Genomic DNA, 13456 nt, shown 5'->3' with positions numbered 1-13456 from the left:
AAGGTTTTTTGTGATATAAGATGATTCTTTATATAGAAACTCTATTCACAGGAGGCTATTCATGATTGGTTGTCATACAGGACGATTTTTTCAGGTTTCGGTGGCGGGAGGCTCGTATCAGGAAGGTCTGACCGCTGTGGTTCAGGGTGCCCCCCCGGCGATGAGCCTGACCGAACAGGAGTTATACGGGGATCTGCTGCTGCGAAAACCCGGGGCGGATGAATTATCCAGTCCCCGCAAGGAGCCGGATTTGCCGGTGATTTATACCGGGCTGAATGCGGCCGATACCATCGAAAATGCCGGCAATAAAAACCTGACCAATGGAACTCCAATCACCATTTTGATTCCGAATCTGGACCGGCATTTCATTCACATCAAGCAATACCAGGACACCAATCGTACGCCACGGCCCGGCCATGCGTCCTGGGCGTCCTTCTGCAAATACGGCTCATGCGATGATGCCATTGGTGCAGGCATCTTCAGCGGACGGTACACCTCCACCATTGTCGCCGCAGGATATATCGCCAAGAAGATTCTTAAACAATTCGGTATTCAGGTATTTTCGTACATCCGTGAAGCCGCCGGCGTCCGGTGTCCGGATATGGACCACAAGACCATTTATGATTACACCGAACGCTATAAGCAGATGCGTCGGGACCTGGATCCATTCTATCAGGAAATTTATGTCAAAGGCCTGGTGACCATGGAGATGCGGTTTCTGGAGAAAATGAAGGTCTTTGCCCAGATTGAACAGGCCATAGACGATATCCGGGCCAAGGCGCCGTTGATTACCGCAGATGAAGTACGCGACAAATACGGCGTACATCATGTCATACTCTGTCCCGATCTGGACGTTGCCGAAGCCATGCTGCAGGCATGCAACAAAATTACCCGCAGCGGAGATTCTTCCGGCGGCGTTGTTGAAGTGGTGGTCACGGGTGTTCCGGTCGGCCTGGGAGAACCCGTCTTTGACAAGCTGGATGGCCGGTTAGGGCAAATGCTGGGCATTGGGGCCGTCAAAGGGATAGAGATTGGAGCCGGCTTTGCTGTCAAGGACATGACCGGAATCCAGTCCAATGACGCGATGCGGGCGGAACAGGGCCAGGTCCGGTTCTTGACGAATAACGCCGGAGGCATCACCGGAGGACTTTCCAGCGGGCAGGATATTGTCATCCGGCTGGCCGTCAAACCGACTCCCACCATCGACAAGGTTCAGCAGACCATCGACAAATACACGCTTGAGAACACTCAACTGGCAGCAATCACCCGACGCGATCCAACCATTGTCGGACGCATCTGGCCTGTCGCCGAAAATTATACGGCCCTGATTATGCTGGACAATCTGATGGCCTGGATGGGATATGAACAGCTCAAGGCACGATTCGCCTGAGATGGTGTCTTGTGCAAAACCTGCTGTATCAACAAAAAAGGGACGCTTTTGACGGCGTCCCTTTTTTATTGCTTGGTCCATAGACGGGATTGAGTTATCTGCCCATCGCAGCGATAGCATCTTCTTCCGCTTCATCTTTGAGCACAATGGTCGGCTTAACCAGAATCAGCAGAATGCGTTTATCCTGCACTTCACTGCGGTTGGAGAAGAAGCGTGAAAGAATCGGAATTTTACTTAAAATCGGAACACCAGCTTCCCGCTCGACCTGCGCCGTTAAGGTCAGACCTCCCAGAAAGACTGTCCCGCGATCCGGAATCGCAACGCGGGTCTGGACGGATGAGACCTGTTCTGTGGGATAGGAAATTTCCACTTTGACTTCCTCACCGGAGGTGGGGTTGAAGCCCAGAGTCTGTTCAATTTTGTTATCCGTCAAATCCAGCGTAAAGGTCGTAATACGCAAAATCACATACTTCATATCAGATGTGATCGTCGGAGTAATTGACAAACGCACACCGGAGTCAAAGTCTTCATAGGTGTTTTCAATATACGTATTGGTAATCGGCTGACCATCCGCCGGAGTAATCGTTTCGGTTCCCAGAGCTGCATCCGTACGAAGACGACGGACTGTGGTAACCTGCAGCGTGGCAGATTCGCCGCTGAGCACCATTGCCTTGGGAGCGGTCAACTGGCGGGAATTAGTGTGCATCTGCGTGGCCCGCAGCAGGAAATCCACCTGCAAATCATCCAGGACATAGGCAAAACCGGATTCCAGTGAAGGGCTGGATCCGCCCAGGGTCCCGCCCACCGCCGTGGGCTGAGAGGCCGCCGCGGTGTAGGTGTTCTGCTTGAACCTCAGAACTCCATCGCCGGCATCACTACTCCAGTTGCCGCCAACTTTCAACCGATTGATCTGGACGTCCAGGCCAATATCTTCGAGGAAATGCTCATCCACCAGCAGGAACCTCGCTTCAATCGCGACCTGCTGTCCAAGCTGTTTTCTCATCTCATCGAGGAATTTGCGAATCTTTTCATGATTTTCCGGCGTCTGCCAGACAATCAGCTTGGTTCCCATAAACTGCTCGATGCGGGCCTCACCGCCATTGTCGTACCAGCTTTCCGGATCGATCGTTTGCAGAATGGTATCAATCAGCTGGTCGCCCATTTCACGGGACCGCCAGCTTCCCAGATACTGACTGCTGCTGCCACTGCTGCGACGGTTGCCGCGGTTCTGTCCGCCGCTGGAACCGCCCTGGCCGCCCTGCATACCCTGATTGCCCTGGGTTTGTCCCATGACGTTATTGCTCTGGCCAACGCCCTGAATGCCGCCATTATATTCATCATAATCCGCCGGCGGACTGAGCAATTCGGCGACATCATAAACCACATTGATGAAGGGCTTGGGCAGATAATCCACCGTGGCCACAGTCACAATACCATACTGAACCACATAGCCCAGCTCGGCCATCCCGCCGGCACTGACTGCCTGAAGAACACGCTCCAGCCCAACCCGCAGAGGAACCGATACCAGGCCTTCTCCGCTCAGGGTGATGGGGGTCGTTTTTTCAATGAATGCGTTTTCGGTGATATCTTTCCACATCACGGCAATCGACAGCTGGGGCTGGACCGAATCCCGCAGAATATTAATCGCTTCTTCGAAGGTAGTTTCCGGCGTCAGGGCCGACAGGTTCACCAGCTGATCCAGCAGTTTATTCGCCGCTACATCCGCCGGACTCATCTGTTCCTGAAGCATCTGCTCTCGACGCTTGGAAATTTCTTTCCAGTTGCGAGGGTAATTAATTTCCTTGGAGAACGGGGTGGACTTTCCGCTGGTTTCCAGAATCAATTGCATCTCTTCTTTTTCTGCCTCCTGCTTGATGCGGAGCTGTTCGACCCAGCGAATGGTATTTTCCAGCGTCTTTTTCTTGATCAGGGCTTCCCGATTGTGGGGATCAACAGCCAACAGCTGCTCAAGCTGACCCAGGGCTTCTTCATACCGCTCTTCGGCCTCAAAGGCAAGAGCCCGTTCCATATAATCACGGACCGCCTTGGCCCGCTGGATATCCAGATCCTGGCGAATTTTTGTGGTTATCTGGTCGGCCTGTTCCTGTTTGATCTTGGCCTGCTGCTCGTTGTAGGTTTTTTCGTCGGCCGCAACCGCCTCTTCCTTTTCAGTCAGTTTCTTCTTGAGGTCGCCATATTCATCCCCCAGCAGCAGCCGGTTGTGTTCCAGTGTCGAGAATGCATTTCGCAACGCGGTTCTGGCGGCGGAGAAATCCTGTTTGGCTTTGGCCTGATCGGCTTTGTTCAGGGCGTCGGCCACCACAGCCCGCGTATAGCTTCGCTGAACTTCCTGTTTGCGAATCACTTCCTGCAGATAGGAATTCTGCTGGGCGGGAGTCACTGCCTGAGCCGGAGTCTGGGCAGTCACGACCGTCGCTGCTGCTTGGTTCTGCACCGCCTCAGGCTGCTGGGTGGGTGTCTCCACCACCTCGACAGTCACCGGTGTTGCGACCGCCTCGGCCAGAATCGGAGCCACCTCCTGAGCCTTAGCCTCCCCCGCTTCCGCAGCGGCGGGTTGTTCGGCTTTCACTTCCGCCTCGACCCCTTCTACTGCTGCCGCAGCAGGCTGCTGGGCAGAGTTGGACGCGGGAGTTTGCTGACTCAGGGATGCATTGACCTTGTTCAGGTCGGCAGTAATGATACTTTTTTCCACATCATTCACGTAGGGACTGGCCTGAATCTGCAACAGAAGCTTCTTGGCCTCGGTATAATTCCCTTCAGCAATATACTGGTCAATTTGTTTTCTGATCCCCACAATCTTTTCGCGTTCGGCCAAAGCCGTCTGAATCTGCTGGGCAAGTTCTTTGGCTTTCTGCTTCTGAGTATCGGTTAAAAAGGTGCCATAAGCTTGTTCCAGCTCAGCCAGGTCCCCCTGAGCCTTGGTATACATCCCCCGCTTAATCCATTCTTCCACGACCTTCAGGGAGCTGTCGGCCTTTTGCTGCTTGGCTTCCTGCTCTGAGGCCGGGGTGTCCGCTGCCCGAATGGTGCCTGAAGTCCAGACAAACGCCAATACGGCAAACAGAAGTGCGAGTGTACCGGCTCGACGTACCCAAATAAATGATTGCGTACTCACCAGAAAAACCTCCAGAAAATCTGAATTATTAGTTCAATTATTCCTGACAAACCCTGCCGACCGAAATTATGGAGACACTATATCCCATATAACAGTCGATTCGTAAGTGTATACCTTGGATGAGATTATTGCAAGCGAAAAAATTCGTGTTTACCCTCGATAATTTAGTTGTTTTTTATACGGTTCATTTGTATATTCCGCCTCGCTGTAACATAGATGCTTAGAGGACTTACACATTGACAAATCAAGCTATCAATACTGATTCGCCAGATCATATCACTCGGCCAAACATCAGCATTGCAATTGAAACCAGCGGCAGAACAGGTTCGGTGGCGATTGCCTGCGAGGATGCAATCCTGGACCATACCACGTTGTCAGGTTTTCAAAAGCACAGTTCTGAACTGCTGCCAGCCATTCAAAGTCTTTTATCAAGACACGGATTGTCCACTAAAGACATTCAGCATATCTATCTCCCCAAAGGCCCCGGCAGTTTTACCGGCATACGCATCGCCGTCACCTTCGCCAAGATGGCGGCTTTTGCCATGGGGGCCAAGATCGTTGCGGTCAATACACTCGATGCGCTGGCACACAATGCTCTGTATTATATGGATAACACAAACTCCGATATCCAGCGGATTGCACCTATTCTCGATGCAAAAAAGGGGTATTTCTACGTCGCCATCTTCAATAAGACAAGCAACGGACTCCATCGGATAACCGAGGATTTAATGATAACGCCGGCAGCTTTTTTATCGGACTATTGCCAAAACCAATCCAAAACAGCTCTGCTGGGTGAGGGCCTGGTGTATTATCACAAGCACTTCGAGCATCCCAACACGGTTATTCTGGACAAATGCTCCTGGCCAGCCAACGCTGTTTCAGTCTGGCATGTGGCCCGACCACGGGCAAAACAGGGGCAGTTTGACGACCCGAATACGCTGGTTCCGCTTTATATCCGCAGACCCGAAGCCGAAGAAAACTGGGAAAAAGCCCGCCACATCCCGCAAACCCGGTAAAAAACAGGTCTTCCTCTGATTTCATATAAAAAGCTTTTTTTGTGCTTTTTTTGTTGATAAAATGCTACCAGGATGGTATGTTTTGTGGTCTTTTCTGGCATGGGTTTCACTGCCAGGCAGGCGGAATACGCCTGGGTGAGTAGCTCAGCAGGTAGAGCAACGCACTTTTAATGCGTAGGTCTTGGGTTCGAATCCCAACTCACCCAGTTCAGATAAGGCCTTATAAGTGATGAACTTATGAGGCCTTTTTTGTGTTTTTATGTGCTCTTGGCATTTCCTTTTTTCTTATGCCTGATCAATTTGCCCATTATTGTACCACGGGAAATTCTGTAATTCGCAACGTCGAGCAGCCGTAGGGAATCAGAGTGATTTCCTCGTCCGGTTTATCCCGCAGATGCGACTGCGGCAGGCTGTGCGGCAGCGGCCCGGCCATCTCATTATACAACTGCCACTCCGGCACAATCTTGCCCCGTGTTTTGAGTTCAATCGGGGCATTTTCCAGATTCCATGGGTATCCACTGACGTTATCCTTCTTCTGAACGACAAAACCCTTTGCGGGATTATTCACCGCTCCATCCAGCAGGCCGTAATTCCATGGACTTTTCGGATAGACTTCATAGTATTCCCCGAAATGATCCCGCCCCTCGACGAATTTCCAGTCTTCTTCGATTTTCAGCACATACACCAGTGGCCCCCGCTCTACGGCGACGGAGTTTTCCACCCATCGGCTGGTTCTCACCTCCATCGGCAATTCCAGCTCGACAGTATCTTCATTCTTCCATACCCGGCTGATCTTGGCAATCTGTCCGGCGGCCGCCGTCCCCCAGACCTCCTTATTCATCAGAATCTTCGCCTCCCTGCACCAGGCGGGCACTCGCAGATGCAGCGGAAACGCCGTATGGTCTTTCGTGTATACCGTAAACCGGATATGTTCATCAAACGGATAATCCGTTTGTTCGACAATCCGAACCGGGACGCCATTGGCAACTTTTGCGTTCACCTGGCAAGCCCCATAGACCAGCGCCGCCAACCCCCCATCGGCCGTGGCGTACCACAGATTCTGCACCAGCTTCGGCCAGCCCTGATGCATATTGCACGTGCAGCATGGATACCCCGTCAGCAGACCGAAACATGAATCCGTCCCGCCGTGACTTTCATCCTCATAAAAATTCCGCTTGTGTCGGGACACCTTGACCTGATTGGCAGTTTGAAAATACTGGCGATATTTAAAATCATCCGTGGCCTGTGTCGGCAGCGCATTAAAGGCAATCTTTTCCAGATGGTCGGCCAGTTGCGTATCCCCGGTAATCGTCAGCATGCTTTCCAGCGAAAACATCATCTCCACAACCGAACAGAACTCAATGCCCTGCGTCGGGTTATTGCCGTGCATCGGTTCATCGCCGCCATACATCCCCTGCGGCTGGCCGTGAAACAGGCGGATATCCCGCAAGGCATTTTGGGCCGCAATCAGATATTTCTCCTCCGGATGCTGCTGATAATAAATCACCGGCGTCTTGAGTCCCTGCGCCAGATTCACGCAATGAAAACTCTGCAACTGCCCCACGTGCATCCGGGCAATCAGCTCCTGGTTGAACGGATAGCGGTTGCCGATGGTATTGGGATAGAGATGCGCCAGGTTATCCTGCGGATTGTTGTAGGGATTCAGGAAAATCTCGGTATAGGGGAAGGTCTGCTGATAAATCAGCTCCGCCAATTCCAGCAGAAACGCATCGCCGGTCTTGTTGTACAGCCAATAGACGACCATCAGATTATCCGCCCCGCGCCGATTGGCCCAGAATGACCAGTGGTCCAAATGATACTCCGGCAACTGTTTTAGCTGATATTGAAAATACTTCGTCAGGACCGCAATCACCCGCTCATCCCGGGTCGCCTCGTAATACTGTTGCAGGATTTTGAGCATTACCATCCGCGGCCACCAGTCCTCACGCGGTTCCTTCTGGATGCCCGGCTCATCTTTGGGCCGTTCCTTGAACCGCTCGGGGCCAAGATACCCATCGTCCCGCTGATGGGTCAGCGTCCACTCCACCCAGGGCCTGACTTTTTCAATCAGGGCCGGGTCGTTCAGGATATACGCCAGCGGCAAGAGGCCATCGATCCAATAAAGCCCCCGTTCCCAACTGTCGCCATCTCCGCCCAGCCAGCCGTTTCTCGGTCCGACCACCTGACTATACCAGACATCGAGATTTCCCGTTAGCCCCGTTTGCATCCGGCCCAACTGCTCGCGGAGCCACCCTTCCGGCCGGATCGCCCCCACCGGCAGCAACACATACGGATTGGCCTTCAAAGGCGGTCGGTTATTCATATCATTGGCCGCCTTAGCAACTCCAGCAGCCGTGCACAGCCCCATTACCCCAACAACGATCCATTCCATTCTTTTGCGTTTCATCTGTCCACTTTCTAAAGAATTGGTTGTGAGAACGTACCATTGTTATTTACACCATCCATAAATAATTTTATCTTTTTTTTTGAAATGAATAGGGATTTAGAGAGTACAGCAGGAGCAAATTTCCCGCTGGCCTGAGATATCATATGAGCCGGACAGTTTTCACAGTCCCGTCCTGCAAGGCATTCTTTTGTGCCTTGCTCAATTCTTAACCTATTGTATTCAAGAGACTTAATCGTTTAGCAGAACGTCAGCCCACCGCTCAAGACAAGCTTTTTTGTTGATTTGAGAAGATCAAATAATTAGAATAAAGAGATGTCAAGTCAGGAATCCGGAGATAAAAAGTATCATTCTGGTCCGCGTAAAGAGTCCAGGGATGTGGCTTGAAAGCTCAGTCAGAAAGCTGGCTTTAATGTTCATCTCCGGGTTGTAGTCGTTAGGAGGTGTTTTATGAACAGACGATGTTTCTATGCGTGCTGTACTGTCCCTGCTTTATTGCTGACCCTGATGCTGTCCAACACCGTTTATGCCGAGTTTGAGGGAATTCGGATTACCACTCATGCTGCCGATCAATGGATGCCCGCGGTCTCCGGTGACCGCATTGTCTGGCAGGATACACGCAATGTCCCCACTTTAGGCGATATTTACCTCTATGATATCGGCACCATGACCGAACGAGCCCTCTGCACGGCCGTTCGCGTGCAGATGAATCCGGCCATCGACGGGCCACGGATCGTCTGGCAGGATGACCGCTGGGGCAGCGGCTTTTTGTACCGACACGATATTTATATGTATGATATGTTAACCTCGGTGGAGAGTCCTGTAACCACCGCTACGGGATTTCAGATGTATCCGGCGATCTCCGGCAGCCGAATCGTCTGGCACGATACACGAGGAACAACACCCCCCAACATTTATCTGTACGACCTGGCCACCGGCATTGAGACCTGCCTATGGGGTGATCCCGGCAGTCAATACAGTCCCGATATCTCCGGCAGCCGCGTTGTCTGTCTGGACGACCGGACGGGTTATCGCAACGTCCGTCTTTTTGATCTGTCCACACAAACTGAAACCGCGATCACGGATGTCGCATCCGCCAAGGAACATGTCGCCATCTGCGGTGATCTGATTGTCTGGGATGATATGCGCAACGGGCAGTGGGACATTTACCTTTATAATATTGCCACAGCCCAGGAAATCCGCATCACCTCCGACCCGGGCGATCAGAAAGCCCCTCGGGTTTCATCGGAGGCGATTGTTTGGGAAGACTATCGCAACGATGCACAGGGCGACATCTATCTATATGATCTGGCCTCCGGAAGGACAGTACCGCTGGTCACGGGAGCATCCCGGCAATTCCAGCCGGATATCGACGGCCACCGGGTGGTCTGGACAGATGATCGGCACGGTAACATGGACATATTCTATCTGGACTACACCCCTCCGACCGGGTCGGATGTCGAGGTCACAGTGACCGACATGCAGGACCCTGTGCTGCAAGGCGATGTCATTGTCTATCATATCCGGGTCCGGAACAACGGCCCGGAGGATGCAAACGGTATTGTACTGGTGGATTGGCTGGATGAGAACCTGGAGTATATCTCGGCCTACAGCTCACGCGGACTATGTCACTATACCCTGCTCGATGAACGGCCCGTCGTGATTTGTCCGATGGGCGATTTGAAAGAAGGCTGGTATGGGGATGTCACCGTTCTGGCCCGCGCGACTCGGACAGGCAAATTTCCAAATCGAGCCGAAGCTGACATCGCCTCAGAGGATTATTTTCCCGCCAACAACACCGCCGAGATTCACACCACATCGGTCGCGTTTCTTAAAAAGGGACTCGGGACCGGCTGGCTTCCACGGGTCAAGACCGACTCTTTCGGGGCGGCGCATCTGTGCTTTATCCGGGATGGTCTGCCGGGGATTGAATATAATGATTGGCCGTATGCAGCGCCCATCGTTCATTGCTGGGATGATGTCATCTATGCAACCAACCAAAGCGGGCAGTGGCGGCAGGAGATTGCATTCGACGGTATTGGACATCCGAATCCGCCTGGGGTGGTAAACCCCTATTACCATTACGAACAGCCGCTGCGAGCGGATTTAGCGATGGACCGAGACGGCCATGTCCATTTGGCTTATATCGTGGATGATGTGGAATTGAATATCCTGGGGCAACCTTACAATAATTCACTTCGTCTCGAATATCGCAGCAACCAATCCGGAGCCTGGTCATCACCCCAGGAAGTCGCTCAGGTGCAGATTGTCAACAACGGGGAACCTGTCAATGTCGGCAGCGGTCTGTGGTCGCATGATATTGAAGTCGATGCCAGCGGCAAGGCACACATGATCTATATGCAGTGCGACGGACCGGCTTCGCAGGGATACCTGGTCTATTGCACCAACCGTTTCGGTTCCTGGCAGCAGCACGTTCTTCCAGCCAAAGGATATGATTGCGTAGCCATGGCACTGGATGCCGACGGTTGGGCCCATGTCGCCTATTACACCTGGGATTTAATTGAGGGACGACCCGTTGATTACCAGGGGATTGCTTATCTCACCAATAGCCCGGGCGGCATCTGGAAAACCCCTGAGGCCGTCGAATCCCTCTGGTCCGGCGGACAGATGGAAGGCATGCGGTGCGATATCGAGGTTGATTCCCAGAATCGCCCGCACATCAGCTATGTCAGCGGTCAGGGCCAGTCCCGTCAGGATTATCGACACGCCGTCCGCACCGAACAGGGCTGGCAGCACAGTCTGATCCAATACGGTGAGTTTGCCACGGAGGGGGCGATGCTGGCAATAGGACCGCAAGATATTCCCGCTGTCTGTTTTGATTCGGTCTATGTCCGACAGCAGCCGTCCGGCTGGCAGGCTGAGGAGGTCGGCAATCAAGTCCAAGATATTGCCATCGATTCTGCCGGCGGCGTCCACATGGTCTATTCCACAGCCTATGACGGAGCATCTGCCCGAGTCTATTATTATTCCCAGCGCGGCACTGACAGCGATCACGACGGTATCGCCGACGGCTTTGAAGCCGGGCCCAACGGGAATGACCCGCTCTATGATGGCAACCATGACGGCATTCCGGACACACAACAGGATTCCGTAGCCTCATTCCCGACGCACAATGATTATGCCTATATCACCGTGGCGTGTCCCGAAGAATATGTGCTGTTCAACGTCGGATATCAGGAAAATCCGTCCCCGCCGGACGTCCCCGCCGACTGGAATTTTGTGTTTGATTTTATTCGGTTGATGGTGGTCAACCTGCCGATCGGCGGCTCGACAACCTTGACTTTATGGCTGCCGGAAGGCACCGAACCTCAGGCGTATTATAAATACGGACCAACGCCGGCAATGCCGACACCTCATTGGTATTCCTTTATGTACGATGACAATGACGGTACCGGCGCGGTCATTGAGGGCAACCGAATCACACTGCACTTGGTGGATGGCCAGCGGGGTGATAACGACCTTCTGTGCAACGGCGTAATCATGGATCCCGGAGCACCGGCTTTGTATCAGCCCTGCATCGTGGACCTGGAGGATTTGGTTGCATTTTTGGATGAATGGATGATGCAGCCGCCAACCCCCGAACTTAGATGCGATTTTGACGCAGATGGCTCGGTTGGCTTGTCAGACTTCATCGAATTCAGCCGATACTGGCTGCAGCCTTGCCCGCCTGCGTGGCCATTTTAACTGATCCTGCCTGGAAGGTCCGGCTCGATCAGAAAATGTTATAGTGACACCCCTTTTGTCGACTTATCCTGCCGTTTAATCAATCTTAGGAGGTCAGGATCGATAATGCTTTGTTCATCTCCAAAGCATATTATCCCCCGTTCGGCAGGGGTCTTATCCGGGAGATTTGAATCCCTGTCCCGCTATGAGTTCCATTTTGTTTCTTCCCCCTGAATAAAACATACAATCCGCTGTTTTTTTTCGAACAAATTCACCGTTATTACCCTAAAAAAGTGCAACATTCATCAATTGCTTTTCGTCTTTAGAGTCGGCAACATACTGAGTCGCTACCGTAGTCTGGGCTACGGCCGGGCCAAATTGTATCTATTAGCATTGTAACAGGAGAATTGTATGCAGGACAGGCTGACAAGAAAACTCGTGGCAGGATGTATCTTCTCTTTAATTGGGTCTTTGTGCTATGCTGGCGATCCGGTCTGGCCGACCTGGCGTGGCCCCGGTATGAGCGGCATCAGTCCGGACGGCAACCCTCCGATTAAATGGAGTGAAACCGAGAATATTCTGTGGAAGGTCAAGCTCGAAGGCGATCCGTCCGATGGCAGTCCGATTATCACGGGCGACAAGATTATCTTCCAATCCGCAGTTGATACCGGCAAAAAGCCCAACACAGCTGCTGAACCGGCTCCCCAGTCGGCTCCCGGCGGTCGTCCCGGCAGAGGCTCGGGCAGAGGCCCTGCATCCATTTACCAATTCAATGTCGTCTGCCTGGATCGCAATACGGGCAAAGAAATCTGGAAAACCACCGTCCGGGAAGTCGTTCCGCATGAAGGTCATCACGGCGACCACGGATTCGCATCGTATTCGCCGGTTACCGATGGCAAACGGATTTGGGCAGATTTCGGCTCGCGCGGGGTATATTGCCTCGATATGGACGGCAAGGTGCTCTGGCAGCAGGACTTAGCCCAAAAGACTATACGGGCCGGTTTTGGCGAAGGCAACTCCCCTGCCCTGGTTGGCGACCTGCTGATTGTAGTTGTCGATCACGAAGGCCAGTCCTTTATTGCCGCCCTCAATAAAGACACCGGCAAGACCGTCTGGAAGCAGGATCGCGACGAACCGACCTCCTGGACAAGCCCTCTGATCGTACAGTATGACGGGCAGACACAGATTGTCGTCGTCGGGCGAAACCGGACGCGCGCTTATGACCCTAAAGACGGCAAGGTCATCTGGGAATGCGGCGGCCAGACCGAAAATGTAATCCCGACGCCGGTCGCAGGCTTTGATATGGTCTTCTGTACCAGCGGCTACCGCGGCAGCAAACTGCAGGCTATTAAACTCGGCAAAACCGGCGACCTGACCGGGACCGATGCCATTGCCTGGGAAGTCAACGAAGGCACTCCCTATGTGCCCTCACCGCTGCTGTATGAGGACAAGGTCTATGTCAATGCGGTTAATAATCCTGTGATTTATTGCTATAATGCCAAGACCGGCAAGCCCTATTACGTCAAGCAAAACCTCGATGAAATGAAGGGAATGTATGCATCACCCGTCGGAGCGGCAGGCCGGGTCTATTTCGTCGGACGTAATGGCGTAACGTATGTACTGAGCAATTCGGATGAATATAAACTGCTTTCCGTTAATAAGCTGGATGATGGCTTCGACGCCTCCCCCGCCATTGTCGGTGACCGCATTTATTTGCGCGGCAAGCAGAATCTGTATTGTATTGCTGAGTCGAAAGCAGAAACCAAATAGATAAAAAAAGCCAGATAGTCTCTTAAAAGCGGCAGTAACGCCCCAGTGTTTTGAGA

General features: G+C 52.7%; 6 protein-coding genes and 1 tRNA gene. 5 read left to right on the top strand and 2 right to left on the bottom strand.

Features of this window, described 5'->3' with window-relative positions:
- Positions 1–61 precede the first annotated feature (61 nt).
- Positions 62–1390, top strand: a complete 1329-nt coding sequence (locus tag ACQ9LF_RS04965) for a chorismate synthase (RefSeq protein ID WP_462488271.1) — start codon at positions 62–64, stop codon at positions 1388–1390.
- Between the two features lie 94 nt (positions 1391–1484).
- Here ACQ9LF_RS04965 and ACQ9LF_RS04960 read toward each other — a convergent pair whose 3' ends face one another.
- Positions 1485–4526 carry a hypothetical protein gene (locus ACQ9LF_RS04960; RefSeq protein ID WP_462488270.1) on the bottom strand — a complete coding sequence of 1014 codons (3042 nt, stop codon included), beginning with the start codon at positions 4524–4526 and terminating at the stop codon, positions 1485–1487.
- A gap of 236 nt (positions 4527–4762) precedes the next feature.
- On the opposite strand from ACQ9LF_RS04960, the gene tsaB reads away from it, so the two are divergent.
- The gene (gene tsaB / locus ACQ9LF_RS04955; RefSeq protein ID WP_462488269.1) at positions 4763–5542 is read left to right on the top strand and encodes a tRNA (adenosine(37)-N6)-threonylcarbamoyltransferase complex dimerization subunit type 1 TsaB; all 780 of its coding nucleotides are present in this window, start codon (positions 4763–4765) and stop codon (positions 5540–5542) included.
- A 133-nt stretch (positions 5543–5675) separates the two neighbouring features.
- Positions 5676–5748, top strand: a tRNA-Lys gene (locus ACQ9LF_RS04950).
- A gap of 101 nt (positions 5749–5849) precedes the next feature.
- Here ACQ9LF_RS04950 and ACQ9LF_RS04945 read toward each other — a convergent pair.
- Positions 5850–7949: a beta-L-arabinofuranosidase domain-containing protein gene (locus ACQ9LF_RS04945; protein WP_462488268.1), complete on the bottom strand. Its 2100-nt coding sequence runs from the start codon at positions 7947–7949 to the stop codon at positions 5850–5852.
- A 447-nt stretch (positions 7950–8396) separates the two neighbouring features.
- Between ACQ9LF_RS04945 and ACQ9LF_RS04940 the strand changes: the two genes are divergently transcribed.
- A complete protein-coding gene (locus ACQ9LF_RS04940) occupies positions 8397–11651 on the top strand; it encodes a choice-of-anchor U domain-containing protein (protein ID WP_462488267.1) in 3255 nt (1084 codons plus the stop codon).
- A 390-nt stretch (positions 11652–12041) separates the two neighbouring features.
- Entirely contained in the window at positions 12042–13400 is a 1359-nt protein-coding gene (locus tag ACQ9LF_RS04935; RefSeq protein WP_462488266.1) for a PQQ-binding-like beta-propeller repeat protein, read from the top strand.
- Positions 13401–13456: the final 56 nt, after the last annotated feature.

It is taken from the genome of Anaeroglomus insulsum (genome assembly GCF_050689095.1).
Taxonomy (GTDB): Bacteria; Planctomycetota; Phycisphaerae; order Sedimentisphaerales; family Anaerohalosphaeraceae; genus Anaeroglomus; species Anaeroglomus insulsum.
Note: the sequence above shows the minus strand (reverse complement) of the source record. Positions and strands in the feature narration are given on the sequence as shown.

Excerpts from the sequence above, each read along its gene's own strand:
- ACQ9LF_RS04945 (WP_462488268.1), bottom strand. The coding sequence starts at position 7,949 with ATGAAACGCAAAAGAATGGAATGGATCGTTGTTGGGGTAATGGGGCTG.
- ACQ9LF_RS04940 (WP_462488267.1), top strand. The coding sequence starts at position 8,397 with ATGAACAGACGATGTTTCTATGCGTGCTGTACTGTCCCTGCTTTATTG.
- ACQ9LF_RS04935 (WP_462488266.1), top strand. The coding sequence starts at position 12,042 with ATGCAGGACAGGCTGACAAGAAAACTCGTGGCAGGATGTATCTTCTCT.
- ACQ9LF_RS04965 (WP_462488271.1), top strand. The coding sequence starts at position 62 with ATGATTGGTTGTCATACAGGACGATTTTTTCAGGTTTCGGTGGCGGGA.